Consider the following 18,342-nt stretch of genomic DNA (forward strand, 5'->3'; position numbering starts at 1 on the left):
CATGGCGACCCAGCAGCCCGCCCTCGTCCTCGACCCCCACGGCGCCGATCACCACGCCGAGCACCGCGCCCTGCGGGAGGGCGGCCCCGCCACCCGGGTGGACGTCCTCGGGGTCCAGGCCTGGTCGGTCAGCGACCCCGCCCTCCTCAAACAGCTGCTCACCAGCCCCGACGTCTCCAAGGACGCCCGGGCGCACTGGCCCGCCTTCGGCGAGGTCGTCACCACCTGGCCGCTGGCGCTGTGGGTGGCGGTGGAGAACATGTTCACCGCGTACGGGCAGGGCCACCGCAAGCTGCGCCGGCTGGTGGCGCCCGCGTTCAGCGCCCGTCGCGTCGACGCGATGCGGCCGGCCGTCGAGTCGATGGTGACCGGGCTCGTCGACCGGCTCGCGGAGCTTCCCGCGGGTGAGCCGGTGGACCTGCGGCAGGAGCTGGCCTACCCGCTGCCCATCGCGGTGATCGGCCACCTCATGGGCGTGCCCGAGGACCGGCGCGCCGGCTTCCGCGCCCTCGTGGACGGCGTCTTCGACACCACCCTGGACCAGGCCGAGGCGCAGGCCAACACCGCGCGCCTGTACGAGGTCCTGGACCAGCTCATCGCGGCCAAGCGCGCCACGCCGGGCGACGACATGACGTCCCTCCTCATCGCCGCGCGGGACGACGAGGGGGACGGCGACCGCCTCTCCCCCGAGGAGCTGCGCGACACCCTGCTGCTGATGATCAGCGCCGGGTACGAGACCACCGTCAACGTCATCGACCAGGCCGTGCACACCCTGCTGACCCGCCCCGACCAGCTCGAACTGGTCCGCAAGGGCGAGGTCGCCTGGGGGGACGTGGTGGAGGAGACGCTGCGCCACGAACCGGCGGTCAAGCATCTGCCGCTGCGGTTCGCGGTCAGGGACATCCCGCTGCCGGACGGTCGGACCATCGCCCGCGGGGAGGCGATCCTCGCCTCGTACGCCGCCGCCAACCGCCACCCGGACTGGCACGAGGACGCCGACACCTTCGACGCGACCCGCACGGTCAAGGAGCACCTGGCGTTCGGCCACGGCGTCCACTTCTGCCTGGGCGCGCCGCTGGCCCGCATGGAGGTGACCCTCGCGCTGGAGAGCCTGTTCGGCCGCTTCCCGGACATCCGCCTCGCCGATCCGGCCGAGGAGCTGCCGCCGGTGCCCTCACTGATCAGCAACGGCCACCAGCGGCTCCCGGTCCTGCTGCACGCCGGCTGAGCGGCGCGCCGCGGGACCGGGGGGCGTGACGCCGGGGACCGACGGCCGGAGCCGGTGGGCTCAGCCGAACATCCCCGGCTCGTAGTCGCCGGCGGGCTGCTGGGTGATGACGTTCAGGCGGTTGTAGGTGTTGATGACGGCGATCAGTCCGACGAGGGCGGTGAGCTGCTCCTCGTCGTAGTGCTTCGCCGCGTTCGCCCAGGCCTCGTCGGTGACGCCGCCGGAGGCGTCGGCGAGGCGGGTGCCCTGCTCGGTCAGTTCGAGGGCGGCGCGCTCCGCGTCGGTGAACACCTTGGCCTCCCGCCAGGCGGCGATCAGGTTGAGGCGCAGCGGGGTCTCCCCGGCCTCCGCGGCGTCCTTGGTGTGCATGTCGAGGCAGAAGCCGCAGCCGTTGATCTGGCTGGCGCGGATCTTCACCAGCTCCTGGGTCGCGGCCGGCAGCGTCGAGTCGCCCACGGCCTTGCCCGCGGAGTTGATGTGCCGCAGCAGCTTGCCCGCGAGCGGGTTGGTGAAGAGGTCGAGACGCGCTTCCATGATGGTTTCCTCCGTCGTCGCCGGTTGGTCGTACACAGCTACGACGTATGCCGGCGGCCCGGTGTGACAGGCCGGGGCGCGGCCCGTCTGTGACCTGCGTCTCACCCGCTGCGGGTGGTTCGTTCCAACAGCCGGCCCAGTGCCTCGGTCACGGCGGCCGGGCGTTCGTCCATCACCCAGTGGCCGGCGTCGTCCAGCATCGTCAGCTCGGCGCGGGGCACCGACCCGGCCAGCTCGGTCGCGATGGCCGGGCTCAGGTACGGGTCCGCGCGGCCCCAGACGACCGCCGTCGGGCAGGTGATGTCCCGCAGCCGCCGACGCAGTCCGGGGCGGGCCGGGGTGCGGTAGTCGCCGAAGTAGTGGAGCAGCCAGCGGCGGCCCTCGGGCGTGGCCATCCAGCCGACGTAGCCGTCCAGGACACGCGGGTCGAGGTGCCCGGCGCGCACCAGCGGCGCCAAGGCACGGCGGTGGAGGGTGGCGTACGGCAGGTGCCGGGCCGGGCGGCGGAGCACCCGGCTGCGTCCGACGAGGCTGATCAGGCTGAACACGGCGTACCAGCGGCGGGTGAAGGTGGCGTGCGCGCGGCTGTTGAGGAGCGCCAGCCTGCGGACCCGGCCCGGGTGGTTCTCGGCGAAGCCGAGGGCGAGGAAGCCGCCGTAGTCGTGGCCGACCAGGTTCACCGAGTCCAGCTCCAGCGCGTCGAGGAGCCGGCCGAGCCGGGCGACCTCCGTGTCGTAGTCGAAGGACAGGTGCAGGGGGCGCTCGGAGGCGCCCCAGCCGAGGAGGTCCGGCGTGATGACCCGGTGGCGGGCCGACAGGGCCGGGACCTGGTGGCGCCAGCACCGGTGGTCGGCGGGGTAGCCGTGCAGGAGCAGGACGGGCTCGGCGTCCGGCGGTCCCGACTCCCAGCAGGCGACGCGGGCGCCGTCCACCGTGATCGTCCGGGGGCGGGGCGGGTCGTACGTGCCGGGACGCTGTGTGGTCATCGGTCTCCTCCGGGTGCTCGTCCCTCCCAACGGAGCGGATACCCGGAAGTGTCACGATCAGGGCTCGGTGTTCGGCCGAAAGGGGCGGGGATTAGCCTCGGTCCCGACAAGTCGGTACGGCCGGAGTCGGTCCGGCGGAGCAGGAGGCAGACATGGCGAAGGTTCCCAGCGCGGTGGTCGCCGCGGGCGGTCTCGTCGGCGGGTACGGCGTGGCCCGCTGGACCAGGAAGCGGCAGCTGGGCGGCGTCGTGCTCGCCGTCGCCGGGGCCGCCGCCGCGCAGCAGTGGCGGGCGCGGGCCGGCGGGAGGGCCGCGGGCGCGCTGACGGCGGCGTACGTCGCCGGGTTCGCCGGGTCGCACCCGCTGGCCAAGAAGGTCGGCGCCTGGCCCGCCGTGTTCGGCGTCGCGGGCGCCGTGGCCCTGGCCTCGTGGGCGGTCGCCGACCGGCGCGCCTGAACGCCCGCGGCGCGGGTCAGGAGCGGTGGGTGAGCACATTGATCACCCGGCCGTTCGGGTCCCGTACGAAGAAACGGCGTACGCCCCAGTCCTCGTCCCGCGGCTCCCGTACGATCTCGGCGCCCGACGCGACCACCTGGGCGTAGACCGCGTCGACGTCCTCGACCTCGACGCTCAGATCGGGGACGACGGGCGCCGTGCGCTCCTCGGTGAAGAGGCTGATCTGGGCGGTGGGGTTGGACGGGGAGGCCAGAGTGGTCACCCAGCCCATGTCCATGACCTCCTCGAAGCCGAGCAGGCCGTAGAACTCGCGGCTGGTGTTCCACTGCCCCTCGGCCTCGACGTGGATGTTGGGGACGATTCTGCGGATGGTCATCGGGGCTCCTCGACGTCTGTGCCGGGTCGGGTCGGCGGCGTGTGCGACGCTAGCCGGTCTTCGCGGCGGAGCCCGCCGTTCCGGGGGTGTCCGGCGCCGCCGTCGACAGCGGTTCCGCGATGTCCTCCAGCGAGCGCCGTTCCGCCTTCACCGCGAGGAACGCCGCGACCAGACCGGCCGCGCACATCAGCCCGGCGCCGATCTGGAAGGCCAGGACCGTGTCGCCGACCACACCGGACTCGGTCAGGTCGGCGAAGAGCAGCGGGCCGCTGATACCGCCGGCGGCGGTGCCGAGGGCGTAGAAGAAGGCGATGGCCATGGCGCGGGTCTCCATCGGGAAGATCTCGGAGACGGTCAGGTACGCGCTGGAGGCGCCCGCCGAGGCGAAGAACAGCACCACGCACCAGCAGGCCGTCATGGTCGTCGCCGTGAGCGAGCCCTGGTCGAAGAGCCAGGCCGTGCCGAAGAGCAGGATGCCGGAGAGCAGATAGGTACTGGAGATCATGATCCGGCGGCCGACGGTGTCGAAGAGGGGCCCGAGCACCAGCGGACCGCAGAAGTTGCCGGCGGCGATGACGGCGAAGTAGTAGCCGGTGCTGCCGGTCGGCACGTCGAAGAAGGTGATGAGGATGGTGCCGAAGCCGAAGGTGATCGCGTTGTACAGGAAGGCCTGGCCGATGAAGAGGGACAGGCCGAGGACCGCGCGGCGCGGATAGCGGCCGAAGACGGTCTTGGCGATCAGCCCGAAGCCGATGCTCTTGCGCTGGTGGATGGTGATCTCACCGGCGGGCGGCGGCAGCTCCTCGCCCTTCTCCCGCTCGATCTCCCGTTCGACGGAGGAGACGAGGGTGTCCGCCTTCTCGCCCTGGCCGTGGATGAACTGCCAGCGTGGGCTCTCCGGGACGTGCCGCCGCACGAGGAGGATGACCAGACCGAGGACCACGCCGAGGGCGAAGCTGAGCCGCCAGCCGAGGTCCTTCGGGAAGATGCCGGTGTCCAGCATCACGATCGACAGCAGGGCGCCGCCGATCGCGCCGAGCCAGTAGCTGCCGTTGATGATGAGGTCGACCCGGCCCCGGTAGCGGGACGGGATCAGCTCGTCGATCGCGGAGTTGATCGCCGCGTACTCGCCGCCGATGCCGAAGCCGGTGAGGAAGCGGAAGAGGAAGAACCACCAGGACTCGAAGGAGACCGCGGTCAGCGCGGTCGCCACCAGATAGACCACCAGCGTGATCATGAACAGCTTCTTGCGGCCGTGCCGGTCGGTCAGCCACCCGAAGAACAGGGCGCCGGAGCACGCCCCCGCCACGTACAGGGCGGCGGCGAGGCCGGTGATCTGGGCGGAGCTGATGTCCAGCCCGCTGCCGTCCTCGGCGATGCGCCCGGCGACGTTGCCGACGATCGTGACTTCCAGGCCGTCCAGGATCCAGACGGTGCCCAGACCGATCACGATCATCCAGTGCCAGCGTGACCAGGGCAGCCGGTCCAGGCGGGCGGGGACGGCCGTGGTGACCGTCCCCGTGGAGGCGGGCACCGAGCCCGACGACGACGCTTCTGCTGTCATGGCTCCCTCTCCGTCGAGCGAACGCCTCACGTGTGCCCGGCGCCGGAGGGAACACGCCCGCCGCGTCGGGAGCTACGCCCCCAGGATGCGGGAGACCGTGTAGATCAGCAGCCCGGCCAGCGAGCCGACGACGGTGCCGTTGATGCGGATGAACTGGAGGTCGCGGCCGATGTTCGCCTCGATCTTCTTCGTGGTGTGCTCGGCGTCCCAGCCCGCCACCGTGTCGGTGATCAGGGAGGTGATCTCCTTGCGGTAGGTGGTGACGACGTACACCGCGGCGCTCTCCACCCAGCGGTCGACCTTGCCCTGCACCTTGGGGTCGGAGGCCATCCGGGAGCCCAGGGACAGCAGCGAGGCGCGCACCCGCAGCCGCAGTTCGCTGCGCTCGTCCTCCGCCGCCGAGACGATCATGGACCGTACGGCCGTCCAGGCGGACGCGATCAGGTCCTGGACCTCGCCGCGGCCCAGCACCTCGGTCTTCAGCCGCTCCACCCGCGCGCGGGTCTCCGTGTCGGACTGGAGGTCGGCGGCGAAGTCGGTGAGGAAGCGGTCGAGGGCGCCGCGCGCGGGGTGGGCGGGCATGTCGCGCATCTCGGTGACGAAGCGCAGCAGCTCCTTGTAGACCCGGTCGCCGATCTTCCGGTCGACGAACCGGGGGGTCCATCCGGGCGCACCGCCCTGGACGGCGTCCATCACCGAGTCGCCGTGCAGGATCAGCCAGTCGTGGGCGCGGGAGACGATCAGGTCGACGGCGCGCCGGTGACCGCCGTCGGAGACGACCCGGTCCAGCATCTTGCCGATGCCGGGGGCGATCTCCTGGGCGTCGGCACGGCGCGTGATCGCCTCGCCGACCACCGCCTGGACGTCGGAGTCGCGCAGCACGGTGAGGGCGCCGCGCAGGGCGGCGGACAGCTCCGCCGTCACCCGGTCGGCGTGCTCCGGCACGGCGAGCCAGGCGCCGAGGCGGCTGCCGATGCCGACGGCGCGCAGCCGCTGGCGCACGACGGCCTCGGAGAGGAAGTTCTCCCCGACGAACTCGCCCAGCGAGACGCCCAGCTGGTCCTTCTTCTTCGGGATGATCGCGGTGTGCGGGATGGGGATGCCGAGCGGGTGGCGGAAGAGGGCGGTGACCGCGAACCAGTCGGCGAGCGCGCCGACCATGCCGGCCTCGGCGGCGGCCGACACATAGCCCGCCCAGGCGCCCGCGCCCCGGTGGGAGGCCCACTCGGACAGGACGTAGACCACGGCGACGAAGAGCAGCAGACCGGTGGCGGTGAGCTTCATCTGCCGCACACCGCGGCGCTTGGCCTCGTCGGCCGGGCTGAAGGACGTCATCGCGCGGTCGCGGACCGCCCCCGCGCCGGTCGCAGCGGCCCCCGCGCCCTCCCGGGCGCCTCCAAAACCTCCGGTACCTTCAGGAAGTTCCGCTTTCGTGCGTTCCATCCGCTCCACCGTTCGCTGATACGTCCCTCACACATTGTCCCTTCCTGACCGACTCCCGGAACGGAACACAAGTTCCCGGCGTCTGTCCCGGGAGAGGGAACGCCCGGGGCTCCTGCGGCCTTTCCTCCGCCCATGACGCATCATGGGTTCATCGGACCGGAGCCTCGGGGCTCCCCTCGCCCGAGGAGAACAGAACAGCATGACCCGGGGTCGTGACGGGGGTGCGGGGGCGCCTCCCACCAAGCACCGTGCCCTGCTCGCGGCGATCGTCACCCTGATAGTGGCGATCTCCGCGGCGATATTCGCCGGAGCGTCCGCGGACGACGGCATCAGGGACCACGCGCTGCAGGCCGGAGGCCGTCTCCCACGGGGTGACGCCGCCCCCGCCTCCACCGGCGCCTGGGTGGGCGCCTGGGCCACCGCGCCGGCCGCGGCCGAGCCGGGCACCGAGACGACCGGCATGGCGGGCCGCTCCGTGCGCAACGTCGTGCACACCTCGGTCGGCGGCACCAGCGCGCGGATCACCCTGTCCAACCTGTACGGCCAGTCGCCGCTGACCGTCACACACGCCTCGATCGCCCTGGCCGCGGGGCCCGGCACGGCCGCCGCGAACCCCGACACCATGCGCGTGCTGACCTTCGGCGGCAACACCCGGGTGATCATCCCGGCGGGCGGTCAGGTGATGAGCGACATCGCCCGCATCGCCATCCCCTACGGGGCGAACGTCCTGGTCACCACGTACTCCCCGGTCCCGTCCGGGCCGGTGACCTACCACCCGCAGGCCCGCCAGACCAGCTACCTCGCCGACGGCGACCGCACGGCCGACGTCACCGCCGTCGCGTACACCACGCCCACGCCGTACTGGCGCTACCTGACCGCACTGGACGTGCTGAGCCACGAGGCCGACGGCACACTGGTGGCGTTCGGCGACTCGATCACCGACGGCCTCGGCGCCGAGACCGACGCCAACCACCGCTGGACCGACGTCCTCGCCGCGCGCCTCCACGAGGCGGCCGGCACCGGCCGGGACACGCCCCGCTACAGCGTCGTGAACGAGGGCATCAGCGGCAACCGGATCCTGACCAGCAGGTCGGGCCGCCCGGCCGACAACCCGAGCGGGCTGAGCCGCTTCGAACGCGACGTGCTGGAGCGCACCAACGTCAAGGCCGTCGTCATCGTCCTCGGCGTCAACGACATCCTGAACAGCCCGGAACTCGCCGACCGCGACGGCATCCTCACCGGCCTGCGCACCCTCGTCGACCGGGCGCACGCCCGCGGACTGCGCGTCGTGGGGGCGACGATCATGCCGTTCGGCGGCCACCGCGGCCACACGAAGGCCCGCGAGACGATGCGGCAGGAGGTCAACGAGGAGATCCGCTCCGGCCGGGTCTTCGACACGGTCGTCGACTTCGACAAGGCCCTGCGCGACCCGTACGACCCGCGCAGGCTGCGCTCCGACTACGACAGCGGCGACCACCTGCACCCCAGCGACAAGGGGTACGCGCGCATGGGCCGGTTCCTCGACCTGGACGCACTGAAGGGCGCTGCGCCGGTGGCGGCGTAGCTCACCGGCCGGGGCGGCGCTCAGCCGTCCCGGCGCCGGTCGCGTTCCCGCTCCAGCTCGCGTTCGCGGTTCCCGCCGTGCAGGTCGTGCAGGTCGTGGCGGGAGGCGTCCAGCTCCCTGCGGCCCGAGCCGCGCTCCAGCCGTTCCCGCTCCCGCTCCCGGCGGCGCTCCAGCTTCTCCTGTCGGCGCTCCTCCCTCAGCCGCTCCCGCTCCGCCCGCGTCACCTTGCGTTCGACGCCGACGCCGCCCCAGAAGGCGAAGCCCGTCACGACCACGCGCGGGGCGCCCGGGTCGCCCGGGACGCCCTCCTCGCTGTGGTCGAAGCCGCCCATGATGCCGATGCCGCGCACGACGACCTCGACGCCCGGCGGCACGACCACCTGCATCCCGCCCATGATCGCGACGCAGTTGATCACGACCTCGCCGGCCGAGAAGTCCGCCTCGCGCAGGTCGATCTCCCCGCCGCCCCAGAACGCGAAGCAGTTGAACCGCCTCGGCACCGTCCAGCGGCCCTTGCGCTGGAAGCCGGACATCACGGCGACCGCCCAGGTCGACGAAGCCTCCGCGCCGGTGATCCGCCCCGCCCAGCCCCCGTCCCGCACGGGCTCCTTGGTCATCGACACCCGGGGTGCCGCGGCCCCCGCGCCGACCGGCAGGTCCCGGGTGATCGGCGCCAGCTCCCCGTACGTCCGCGCCTTGTAGGTGGCGTCCAGCCGCTCCTCGAACTCGGTCATGTCCAGCCGCCCCTCGGCGAGGGCGTCGCGCAGGACCTCGGCGACTCGTTCACGGTCGGCGTCGGAGGCGCGGAGTTCCGGGGCGTCGTCGGTCATGTACAGCAGCCTACGAGGTCACCGCGCCCGGCACTACGCGCCCGCGCGTTCCGCGTACATCTTCGCGATCACCGATTCGATGTCCGGCTCCCGCACCGACAGGTCCACCAGCGGATACTCCGCCGCGATCCGCGCCACCAGCCCGGCCGCCGACGCCGACGCCGGGAACGCCAGCCACTGCCGCGGCCCCTCCACGCGCACCACCCGCGCGGGCTCCGGCGCCTCGATCGGCGGCAACTCCCGTTCCAGGTCCACCACCAGGGTGCGTTCGCTCTCCCCCGCCTCGTGCAGGCCGTCCAGGGGGCCGTCGTACATCAGCCGCCCGTGGTCGATGACCATCACGCGCGAGCAGAGCTGCTCGATGTCCTGGAGATCGTGCGTGGTCAGCAGCACCGTCGTGCCGCGCTCGGCGTTCAAGTCCCGCAGGAAGCCCCGCACCTTGGCCTTGGAGACCACGTCCAGGCCGATCGTCGGCTCGTCCAGGTACAGCACCTCGGGGTCGTGCAGCAGCGCCGCCGCGATGTCGCCGCGCATCCGCTGGCCGAGCGACAGTTGCCGCACCGGCACGTCCAGCAGCTCCCGGAGCTGGAGGAGTTCGACGCAGCGGTCCAGGTTCTCGCGGTAACGGGCGTCCGGGATGCGGTACATGCGGTGCATCAGCCGGTAGGAGTCGATCAGCGGCAGGTCCCACCACAGCGTCGTCCGCTGCCCGAAGACCACCCCGATGCGGTGCGCCAGCCGGGTCCGCTCCCGGGACGGGTCGATGCCGGCCACCCGCAGCCGCCCGCCGCTGGGCGTCAGGATGCCGGTGAGCATCTTGATCGTGGTCGACTTCCCGGCGCCGTTCGGACCGATGTAGCCGACCATCTCGCCGCGCGACACCGTGAACGACAGCCCGTCCACGGCCCGCACCTGCCGCCGCTCCCGCTTGAGGAACCCGGCCTTCTTGCGCACCTCGAAGACCTTCTCGACGCCGTCCAGCTCGATGAAGGCCCCCGCCGCGCCCACCGCCGCCGAAGCCTTCCTCCCCGTATGCAGCCCCGTACCGGTATCCGTATCCGTATCCGTCCCGGACTCCGCCATCTCCGCCCTCTCCGCCATCTCGTCAGCTCCCCGTACTCCGGTACGAACGCAGGCCCGCCCGCCAGGCCAGCCCGGCCGGCGCACAGCAGGCCGCGGCCACCAGCGGCGGTGTGAACGCCACCCACCCGGGCAGGTCCAGCGGGTACGGCCGCCCCAGCACATAGCTCGCCGGCAGCCAGTTCACGAACGCCAGCGGCACCACGAACGTCGCCCCGCGCACCAGGTCCAGCGCGAACACCGTCGGCGGGTACTGCAACATCGTCGTACCGCCGTAGGTGAAGGCGTTGGACACCTCCGAGGCGTCCTGCGCCACGAACTGGAACGCCGCCGCCGCCACGAACACCGCGCAGAAGATCGCCGCCCCGCTGAGCACCGCCACCGGCATCAGCAGCAGCTTCCCCGCCGTCCAGTCGACGTCGACGACCACCAGCGCGTACCCGAGCACCAGCAGCCCCTGCACCACCCGGCCGAGCCGGCGCAGCCCGAACCGGTCCGCCGCCACCTGCGCCAGCACCGGCACCGGACGCACCAGCAGCGTGTCCAGCGTGCCGTCCCGCACCCGGCGCCCCAGCCGCTCCATCGAGCCGATCGAGAGGTCCGCGAGCCCGAAGGACACCCCGGACAGCCCGTACAGGAACGCCACCTCGGGCAGCGACCAGCCGCCCAGCGCGTCGACCCGGGAGAACATCAGCAGGATCGCCACGAAGTCCAGCGCGGTCATCGCGAAGTTCCCGAACGTCGTCAGCGCGAAGGACGTCCGGTACGCCATCGTCGACCTGATCCACATCCCGGCGATCAGCCCGTACGCGCGCACCCCCTCGACGACCCGCCCGCGCCGCACCTCCGTCCCGGCCGCCTCAGGCACCTCAGCCACCCTGGACCACCACCCGTCGCGTCGCCGCCGACTGCACCAGCCGGCCCAGCGCCAGCAGCGCCACCGCCCAGGACGCCTGGAAGAGATACGTCCCCAACGGATCCGCCTCCCCAAGGAGCACGTCCGCCGGCGCCTGGAGCAGCGACGACCACGGCAGCGCCCGCACCACCTCGCCGAGCACCCCCGGGAACACGTTCAGCGGCAGCAGCATCCCCGAGCAGAACAGCCCCGCCAGCCACGCCATCTGCGTCACCCCGGTGCCGTCCAGCAGCCAGAACGCCGAGAGCGCCACCAGATAGCGCAGGGCGAAACCCACCAGCATCGCCAGCAGCAGCGTCACCAGGAACGCCGCCCACACGGACACCTCCCGCGGCAGCGCCACCGGGAAGAACAGCGACCCGAACACGAACGGCACCACCCCGCGGCCCAGCAGCTGGAACAGCGCCCGGCCCACGTCCGCCGCCAGCCACCACAGCTGGAGATCCGCCGGCCGGTACAGATCGACGGCCACGTCACCCGAACGGATGCGCTCCATCAGCTCGTCCTCGAACCCGCCGCCCCCGATCGCCAGCGCCGCCAGCAGCGCCTGCCCCAGCCAGACGAAGGTCACGGCCTGCGCCTGGTCGTACCCGCCGAGCTGCGGCTTCTCGTCCCACAGCGCCAGGTAGGTGTACACCAGGATCAGTCCGAAGACGGTGTTGGTGAACACCCCGGCGGCGGTGGCCGCCCGATACGTCGCGTACCGTCGGAATCCACCCGCCGCGACGGCCACGTACAACCGCCCCGAGCCCGTACGCACTGCCCCTCCCCTCCGACCGGCACCAAAGCGCAGGAGCCTAGTGCGCCCGAGGGGGCCCCTGCCACGGAATTTCACGGGTGTGCCGTCGAGTGGGAACGGAACCCACGGTGCGAGAGTCTTCTTCAGAAGAACTCAGACGTTCCGAAAACCGTACGAAGCAAAGCAGAAGCCGAAACAGGAGTCCGTGCACGAGATGAGCGACGAGCCGCAGCCGCAGCCGCCGAACCAGGGCTGGGCCCCGAGAGAGCCACAGGCGGCCGGCGAGGGGCACACGGCGGAGCCCGGAGCACCGGGAACGCCGGACGCGTCCGGCAAGGCGAAGAAGCCCAAGCGGCCCAAGCGCACCGGATGGCGCCGACTGGTCCCCACCTGGCGCATCACGCTGAGCACCGTCGTCGTCGGCCTCCTGCTGATCGTCGGCGGCTTCTTCCTCGGCTACCACCTCGTGCAGATCCCCGCGGCCAACGCGCTCGCCACCAAGCAGTCCAACGTCTACCTCTACGCCGACGGCAGCGTCCTGGCCCGCGACGGCGAGGTCAACCGCGAGAGCGTCGGCCTCGCCCGCATCTCCAAGGACGCCCAGCACGCCGTCCTCGCCGCCGAGGACCGCGACTTCTACACCGAGTCCGCCATCGACCCCGGAGCGATGGTCCGGGCCGGCTGGAACACCGCCACCGGCAAGGGCAAGCAGTCCGGCTCCACGATCACCCAGCAGTACGTCAAGAACTACTACCTGGGCCAGGAGCAGACCGTCACCCGCAAGGTGAAGGAGTTCTTCATCTCGATCAAGCTCGACCGGGAGAAGAGCAAGAGCGAGATCCTCGAGGGCTACCTCAACACCAGCTTCTTCGGCCGCGGCGCCTACGGCATCCAGGCCGCCGCCCAGGCGTACTTCGGCGTCGACGCCAAGGACCTCACCGCCGCCCAGGGCGCCTACCTCGCCTCCCTGCTCAACGCCCCCAGCCAGTACGACGTCGTCGCGCACCCCGAGAACAAGCCCGCCGCCGAGGCCCGCTGGAACTACGTCATGAACGGCATGGTCGACAAGGGCTGGCTCAGCCCCGCCGACCGCGCCGCCGCGAAGTTCCCCAAGCCCAAGCAGTCCACCGTCTCCACCAACATGTCCGGACAGCGCGGCTACGTCGTCAACATCGTCAAGAACTACCTGACCGAGAACGGCATCGTCGACGAGGAGGAACTCGGCCGCGGCGGCTACCGCATCACCACCACCCTCCAGAAGGACAAGCAGGACGCCTTCGTCAAGGCCGTCGACGACAAGCTGATGTCCCAGCTGGACCAGAAGGAACGCAAGGTCGACACCTACGTCCGCGCCGGCGGCGCCTCCGTCGACCCGAAGACCGGCAAGGTCGTCGCGATGTACAACGGCATCGACTACGTCAAGCAGTACACACCCAACGCCGTCCGCCGCGACTTCCAGGTCGGCTCCACCTTCAAGCCCTTCGTGTTCACCTCCGCCGTCGAGAACCACTCCGAGACGCAGAGCGGCGAGACGATCAACCCGAACACGCGCTACGACGGCACCAGCGAACGCCCCGTCCAGGGCTGGGACGGCGGCCGCTACGCCCCCGAGAACGAGGACCACCGCGACTACGGCCACGTCACCGTCCGCGAGGCCACCGACAAGTCCATCAACGCCGTGTACGCCCAGATGGCCGTCGACGTCGGCTCCGACAAGGTCAAGCAGACCGCGATCGACCTCGGACTCTCCAAGAACACCCCCGAGCTGACCCCCTCCCCCTCCATCGCCCTCGGCGTCGCCACCGCCAGCCCCCTCGACATGGCCGAGGCCTACGCCACCCTCGCCAACCACGGCAGGCACGGCGCCTACACGCTGGTCGAGAAGGTCATGAAGGACGGCAAGCAGGAGGTCGAGCTGCCCGAGCGGCGCGAGCACCAGGCCGTCAGCCGCGAGGCCGCCGACACCACCACGTCCGTCCTGCGCAGCGTCGTCCAGAACGGCACCGCCACCGCCGCCCAGGCCGCAGGCCGCCCCGCCGCGGGCAAGACCGGCACCGCCGAGGAGGACACGGCCGCCTGGTTCGCCGGCTACACCCCGGACCTCGCCACCGTCGTCGCCGTCATGGGCCAGGACCCCAAGACCGCCGCCCACAAGCCCCTCTACGGCGCCATGGGCCTCGCCCGTGTCAACGGCGGCGGCGCCCCGGCCGAGATCTGGGGCCAGTACACCCGCCACGCCCTCGAGGGCGAGCCGGTCAGCGACTTCGACCTCCGGCTCCAGGACGGCGCCGACGTCACCGCGCCCCCCTCCGGTGACGCCTCGGACGAACCGGGTGGCGGCGACGAGAGCGGCAGCGGCGAACCCGACGAGAACTCCACCGGCGACGAGAACGGCTCCGGCACCGAGACCCCGGGCGACTCGGGCAGCAGCACCGCGCCCGGCGACTCCGGCGGCACCGAGTCCGACCCGCCGTCGACCGGCGGCGGCACCCCCACCACGGGCGGCCCCAGCACCGAGCCGGGCCCCACGGGCGGCGGCGACGGAGGCGGCGACGACTCCTCGAACGGGGGCACGGGGCCGGGTCCGGGCGGCGGGGACTCCAGCGGCGCGGGCGGCGGCGACTCCGACGGCACGGGCACCACCGCCGGTGCGGTCGCCGGCATCCCCGTCACACCCCGGCGTCAGTGACCGGAGGTCGCCTTCAGACCCACCACGGCGACCAGCAGCAGACAGATGAAGAAGATCCGGGCGGCGGTCGCCGGCTCCCCCAGCACCACCATGCCGAGCACCGCCGCCCCGGCCGCGCCGATGCCCACCCACACGCCGTAGGCCGTACCGATGGGCAGCGTCCGGGCCGCGTACGACAGCAGCATCATGCTCGCGACGATCCCGGCACCGGTGAACACACTCGGCCACAGCCGCGTGAAACCGTCGGTGTACTTCATCCCGATCGACCAGCCGACCTCGAGCAGACCGGCGACGACAAGCAGAACCCACGCCATGACAGGCACCTCCGTGAACGAACTGAACGGTGGTGCGTCGTCTTTGCCTTCAGCCCGGTACGGCGCGTCTCGTCGGGGTGCTTCCCAAGGTAGCAAAGGAAAGGGAAAGGGGCTGGTGACACCGGTCACCAGCCCCTACTGCCCTACTGCCGCCGCTTACAGATACAGCCCGGTGGAGTCCTCCGACCCCTCGAACCGGTCCGCGGCCACGGCGTGCAGATCACGCTCACGCATGAGCACGTAGCCCACACCCCGCACCTCGACCTCGGCACGGTCCTCCGGGTCGTACAGCACCCGGTCGCCCGGCTCCACGGTCCGTACGTTCTGCCCGACCGCGACCACCTCGGCCCAGGCCAGCCGCTTGCCGACGGCCGCCGTCGCGGGGATCAGGATGCCGCCCCCGGAACGCCGCTCGCCCTCGCCGGTGTCCTGCCGCACCAGCACGCGGTCGTGCAGCATCCGGATGGGCAGCTTGTCGTCCTGGGGACCGTGCTCGTTTCTCTTGGCGCTCACGCCCTGAACCTACCTGCCCGCGCTCAGCGCCTGCGCCGCCGGGTGCCGCCCAGGGCGAGCAGCCCCACGACCCCGACCACCACCAGGGCGACGGGCACCACCCGCTCCATCCGCGGGGCGCCCTCCTCGTCCACGAACTGCGACTTCACATCGCTGACCACCCGATTGACCTGAACGTACGCCCGGCCGAGGGTGTGGTCGACGCTGGAAGCGACCTTGGCCTTGGCATCGTCGACGATCGTCTTCGGGTGCACCCGCATCCCGAGCTCGTCGAGCGTCTCGGCCAGCGCCTCGCGGCGGCGCTTGATGTCCGCCTCGATCTGCGCCGGGGTTCTGATGTCCGACGTGTCCGCCACCGTACGCCTCCGGAGTCTGCTCTCACGCTGTCCCGGACAGTCTGTCAGCTACTCGCTCCTCCGCACTGTCAGGACCCCCCGTTACGCTGGATCGATGAGCGAGCGACTCCAGCCCGGGGACACGGCCCCCGCCTTCACCCTCCCGGACGCCGACGGCAACGAGGTGTCCCTGTCCGACCACCAGGGCCGCAAGGTCATCGTCTACTTCTACCCTGCCGCGCTTACCCCCGGCTGTACGAAGCAGGCCTGCGACTTCACGGACAACCTGGAGCTGCTGACCGGCGCCGGGTACGACGTGCTCGGCATCTCCCCCGACAAGCCGGAGAAGCTGGCCAAGTTCCGCGAGACCGAGTCCCTGAAGGTCACCCTCCTCGCCGACCCGGACAAGAAGGTCCTCGACGCGTACGGCGCCTTCGGCGAGAAGAAGAACTACGGCCGCACCTACATGGGCGTCATCCGCTCCACGATCGTCGTCGACGAACAGGGCAAGGTGGAACGCGCCCTGTACAACGTCCGCGCCACGGGCCACGTAGCCAAGATCATCAAGGACCTGGGGATCTGAGTTCCTCTTTGGCGGGGCCCGTGCCGAACCTTCCTGGTACGGGCCCTTCCGCATGCCGTACGTGACTGTCCGATAACCGGTTCGTTACTCCGTACGAGGCTGTGAACGCGCGGCTGGGAACGGAGGGGATCCGATGGGGGCGAGCGCGTACAGCCGGGAGCGGCTGGAGGAGGCGGCTCGGGGGGCACGGACGTTGTCGGAGGCGTTGGGGCGGTTGGGGGTGGAGCCGAAGAGTTCTACGCGGCGCTACGTCCTGGCGCGGATGAAGAAACTGGGGGTTGACACCTCACACTTCCAGCGTGAGGGAGTGAAGTGGACCCCGGATGTCCTCCAGGAGGCAGTCACAGCCTCGACGAACATGTGCGAAGTGCTCCGACATCTCGGACTGGAAGTGGTCGGCGGGCACCACACGCACATCAGCCGACGCATCAAGGCATATGGCATCGACATCTCGCATTTCCGGATGCCGACCCGGAAGGGGAAACCTTGGCGCCCCCGGACGCCTGAGGGCTTGCTCGTCGAGCAGGCGCCCGCCGCGGCGAGGCGTGTCCCCAGCGATCGCATCAAGTGGGCGATGGCAGCCGTGGGCGCACCCGAGCGGTGCGCCCTGTGCGGCAACGACGGCATGTGGCACGGACGCCCGATCCCCTTGGAGGTCGACCACATGGACGGCGACTGGCGCAACAACCGCATCGAGAACCTTCGGCTCCTGTGCCCGAACTGTCACTCGATCACGGACACTTACCGAGGACGTGGCAAAGGACGTGCCAACCGGTGAGCAGTGGCGTGCGATACACGCGTGATCGACTCGCAGAGGCAGCCGAGCAGTGCTCCGACCTCGATGAAGTGATCGACTTCTTTGGCGCTCAGCCGTCCGGCCAGCTGCGGAGGTACCTAGCGAAAAGGTTCACCCACTACGGAATCGACATCTCGCATTTCGCCCCTGCCACTAGCCAGCTCCGGCCTTCTGGTGAGGAGCTGCGTGCCGCAGTCACCGAATCCGTTTCGGTCGCGGGTGCGCTCCGTCGACTGGGGCGTCCCGACAGCGGTGCGCAACGCACCCTCTTGCGACGATGGATCGCTGACGACCATCTGTCGACAGCGCACTTCCTGGGGCAGGCACACCGACGGGGCAGGCCCAGCACGGCCACACCGCTCAGACAGCCTGAGGACATCTTGGTCAAGCACATCGGCGAACGCCGAACGAAGACCGCACTGCTGCGTCGTGCACTCCGCGCAGTTGGCGTACCCAACAAATGCGCCGAGTGCGGCACAGACCCCGAGTGGCTCGGCAAGCCCATGACGTTGGAAGTGGACCACGTCAACGGGGACTGGAGCGACGATCGCCAGGAGAACCTGCAGTTACTGTGCCCCAACTGCCACGCCGCCACTGCCACCTGGTGCCGAGGCGGCCGACGACGGCATACTGCGCCCAGTAAAGTAGGCCCGGACGGGCGCCCGTACGCCAACTGGCCGAGCGGCAATCTTTAGGTGGTTGTGTTTGTCGGTTCGAATCCGACCGGGCGCACAGGGCCCTGTACCTACGAATCGCAGGTATAGGGCCCTCATTCTTGAGTCACCCCAAAAGCTCCCGCACCACCGGTACCAGCGCCCGGAACGCCTTGCCGCGGTGGCTGATCGCGTTTTTTTCCGCTGCCGTCAGTTCCGCGCAGGTGCGCATCTCGCCGTCCGGCTGGAGGATCGGGTCGTAGCCGAAGCCGCCCGTGCCGGCGGGCTCGTGGCGGAGGGTGCCGCGGAGTTGGCCCTCGACCACCCTCTCCGTGCCGTCGGGCAGGGCCAGGGCGGCCGCGCAGGCGAAGTACGCGCCGCGGTGTTCGTCGGCGATGTCGCCGATCTGGGCGAGGAGGAGGTCGAGGTTGGCCTGGTCGTCGCCGTGGCGGCCGGCCCAGCGGGCGGAGAAGATGCCCGGGGCGCCGTTCAGGACGTCGACGCAGAGGCCGGAGTCGTCGGCGACGGCGGGGAGTCCGGTGGCCTGGGCGAGGGCGTGGGCCTTGAGCAGGGCGTTCTCGGCGAAGGTGACGCCGGTTTCCTTGACGTCGGGGATGTGCGGGTAGGCGTCCGCGCCGACGAGGTCGTGGGGCAGGCCCGCGTCGGCGAGGATGGCCCTCAGTTCGGTGATCTTTCCGGCGTTGCGGGTGGCGAGGATCAGGCGGGTCATGGGGCCAGTATTCC

At 71.1% G+C, this 18,342-nt stretch carries 20 protein-coding genes, 1 tRNA gene and 1 riboswitch; of the genes, 8 read left to right on the plus strand and 13 right to left on the minus strand.

The window, feature by feature from the left end; translation table 11 throughout:
• Position 1 precedes the first annotated feature (1 nt).
• Positions 2-1,228, plus strand: a complete 1,227-nt coding sequence (locus ACZ56V_RS08190; RefSeq protein WP_467378354.1) for a cytochrome P450 family protein — start codon at positions 2-4, stop codon at positions 1,226-1,228.
• A 60-nt stretch (positions 1,229-1,288) separates the two neighbouring features.
• On the opposite strand, the gene ACZ56V_RS08195 is transcribed toward ACZ56V_RS08190, so the two are convergent.
• The gene (locus ACZ56V_RS08195) at positions 1,289-1,762 is read right to left on the minus strand and encodes a carboxymuconolactone decarboxylase family protein (RefSeq protein ID WP_467378355.1); all 474 of its coding nucleotides are present in this window, start codon (positions 1,760-1,762) and stop codon (positions 1,289-1,291) included.
• A gap of 101 nt (positions 1,763-1,863) precedes the next feature.
• Positions 1,864-2,748, minus strand: coding sequence for an alpha/beta fold hydrolase (locus ACZ56V_RS08200; RefSeq protein WP_468940269.1), 885 nt, complete (start codon positions 2,746-2,748; stop codon positions 1,864-1,866).
• A gap of 152 nt (positions 2,749-2,900) precedes the next feature.
• Here ACZ56V_RS08200 and ACZ56V_RS08205 point away from each other — a divergent pair, with 152 nt between their 5' ends.
• Positions 2,901-3,203, plus strand: coding sequence for a hypothetical protein (locus ACZ56V_RS08205; RefSeq protein WP_467378358.1), 303 nt, complete (start codon positions 2,901-2,903; stop codon positions 3,201-3,203).
• 16 nt (positions 3,204-3,219) lie between these two features.
• Here the strand turns inward: ACZ56V_RS08205 and ACZ56V_RS08210 are convergent, their stop codons facing one another.
• The 3 genes from ACZ56V_RS08210 to ACZ56V_RS08220 all read right to left on the minus strand — a co-directional run bounded on the left by ACZ56V_RS08210 (position 3,220) and on the right by ACZ56V_RS08220 (position 6,586).
• On the minus strand, positions 3,220-3,579 hold the full coding sequence (locus tag ACZ56V_RS08210) for a VOC family protein (protein WP_104635398.1): 360 nt from the start codon (positions 3,577-3,579) through the stop codon (positions 3,220-3,222).
• A 49-nt stretch (positions 3,580-3,628) separates the two neighbouring features.
• Positions 3,629-5,143, minus strand: a complete 1,515-nt coding sequence (locus ACZ56V_RS08215; RefSeq protein WP_467378359.1) for an MFS transporter — start codon at positions 5,141-5,143, stop codon at positions 3,629-3,631.
• 72 nt (positions 5,144-5,215) lie between these two features.
• Positions 5,216-6,586, minus strand: coding sequence for a DUF445 domain-containing protein (locus ACZ56V_RS08220; protein ID WP_468940274.1), 1,371 nt, complete (start codon positions 6,584-6,586; stop codon positions 5,216-5,218).
• 199 nt (positions 6,587-6,785) lie between these two features.
• On the opposite strand from ACZ56V_RS08220, the gene ACZ56V_RS08225 reads away from it, so the two are divergent.
• Positions 6,786-8,150: an SGNH/GDSL hydrolase family protein gene (locus ACZ56V_RS08225; RefSeq protein ID WP_468940277.1), complete on the plus strand. Its 1,365-nt coding sequence runs from the start codon at positions 6,786-6,788 to the stop codon at positions 8,148-8,150.
• Between the two features lie 20 nt (positions 8,151-8,170).
• Here the strand turns inward: ACZ56V_RS08225 and ACZ56V_RS08230 are convergent, their stop codons facing one another.
• The 4 genes from ACZ56V_RS08230 to ACZ56V_RS08245 are packed head-to-tail and all read right to left on the minus strand — an operon-like array spanning position 8,171 to position 11,736.
• On the minus strand, positions 8,171-8,980 hold the full coding sequence (locus tag ACZ56V_RS08230; RefSeq protein ID WP_468940280.1) for a DUF1707 SHOCT-like domain-containing protein: 810 nt from the start codon (positions 8,978-8,980) through the stop codon (positions 8,171-8,173).
• A 33-nt stretch (positions 8,981-9,013) separates the two neighbouring features.
• The gene (locus tag ACZ56V_RS08235; RefSeq protein WP_398910531.1) at positions 9,014-10,081 is read right to left on the minus strand and encodes an ATP-binding cassette domain-containing protein; all 1,068 of its coding nucleotides are present in this window, start codon (positions 10,079-10,081) and stop codon (positions 9,014-9,016) included.
• Positions 10,082-10,085: 4 nt separating this feature from the next.
• Positions 10,086-10,928 (minus strand): ABC transporter permease, encoded by an 843-nt coding sequence (locus ACZ56V_RS08240; RefSeq protein WP_468940482.1) that lies wholly within the window; start codon positions 10,926-10,928, stop codon positions 10,086-10,088.
• A 1-nt stretch (position 10,929) separates the two neighbouring features.
• Positions 10,930-11,736, minus strand: coding sequence for an ABC transporter permease (locus tag ACZ56V_RS08245; protein WP_398910529.1), 807 nt, complete (start codon positions 11,734-11,736; stop codon positions 10,930-10,932).
• A 193-nt stretch (positions 11,737-11,929) separates the two neighbouring features.
• On the opposite strand from ACZ56V_RS08245, the gene ACZ56V_RS08250 reads away from it, so the two are divergent.
• Positions 11,930-14,404: a transglycosylase domain-containing protein gene (locus ACZ56V_RS08250; RefSeq protein WP_468940284.1), complete on the plus strand. Its 2,475-nt coding sequence runs from the start codon at positions 11,930-11,932 to the stop codon at positions 14,402-14,404.
• Here ACZ56V_RS08250 and ACZ56V_RS08255 read toward each other — a convergent pair.
• The 3 genes from ACZ56V_RS08255 to ACZ56V_RS08265 all read right to left on the minus strand — a co-directional run bounded on the left by ACZ56V_RS08255 (position 14,398) and on the right by ACZ56V_RS08265 (position 15,587).
• The gene (locus tag ACZ56V_RS08255) at positions 14,398-14,718 is read right to left on the minus strand and encodes a DMT family transporter (protein WP_019325643.1); all 321 of its coding nucleotides are present in this window, start codon (positions 14,716-14,718) and stop codon (positions 14,398-14,400) included. The two genes, ACZ56V_RS08250 and ACZ56V_RS08255, sit on opposite strands and share 7 nt — an antisense overlap.
• Before the next feature lie 31 nt (positions 14,719-14,749).
• Positions 14,750-14,817, minus strand: a riboswitch (guanidine-III (ykkC-III) riboswitch).
• Between the two features lie 57 nt (positions 14,818-14,874).
• Positions 14,875-15,231, minus strand: coding sequence for a GroES family chaperonin (locus tag ACZ56V_RS08260; RefSeq protein WP_003975911.1), 357 nt, complete (start codon positions 15,229-15,231; stop codon positions 14,875-14,877).
• 23 nt (positions 15,232-15,254) lie between these two features.
• A complete protein-coding gene (locus ACZ56V_RS08265; RefSeq protein WP_398910525.1) occupies positions 15,255-15,587 on the minus strand; it encodes a DUF3618 domain-containing protein in 333 nt (110 codons plus the stop codon).
• A 94-nt stretch (positions 15,588-15,681) separates the two neighbouring features.
• On the opposite strand from ACZ56V_RS08265, the gene bcp reads away from it, so the two are divergent.
• The 4 genes from bcp to ACZ56V_RS08285 all read left to right on the plus strand — a co-directional run bounded on the left by bcp (position 15,682) and on the right by ACZ56V_RS08285 (position 17,677).
• Positions 15,682-16,149, plus strand: coding sequence for a thioredoxin-dependent thiol peroxidase (gene bcp / locus ACZ56V_RS08270; protein WP_467378367.1), 468 nt, complete (start codon positions 15,682-15,684; stop codon positions 16,147-16,149).
• A gap of 133 nt (positions 16,150-16,282) precedes the next feature.
• The gene (locus ACZ56V_RS08275; protein ID WP_467378369.1) at positions 16,283-16,927 is read left to right on the plus strand and encodes an HNH endonuclease signature motif containing protein; all 645 of its coding nucleotides are present in this window, start codon (positions 16,283-16,285) and stop codon (positions 16,925-16,927) included.
• Positions 16,924-17,640, plus strand: a complete 717-nt coding sequence (locus tag ACZ56V_RS08280; RefSeq protein ID WP_356361699.1) for an HNH endonuclease — start codon at positions 16,924-16,926, stop codon at positions 17,638-17,640. The genes ACZ56V_RS08275 and ACZ56V_RS08280 overlap by 4 nt, the downstream gene beginning before the upstream one ends.
• Positions 17,604-17,677 (plus strand) — tRNA-Leu (locus ACZ56V_RS08285). The genes ACZ56V_RS08280 and ACZ56V_RS08285 overlap by 37 nt, the downstream gene beginning before the upstream one ends.
• A gap of 48 nt (positions 17,678-17,725) precedes the next feature.
• Here the strand turns inward: ACZ56V_RS08285 and rdgB are convergent.
• A complete protein-coding gene (rdgB, locus tag ACZ56V_RS08290; RefSeq protein ID WP_467378370.1) occupies positions 17,726-18,328 on the minus strand; it encodes an RdgB/HAM1 family non-canonical purine NTP pyrophosphatase in 603 nt (200 codons plus the stop codon).
• Positions 18,329-18,342 lie beyond the last annotated feature (14 nt).

The organism is Streptomyces sp. NPDC034099 (genome assembly GCF_055575415.1).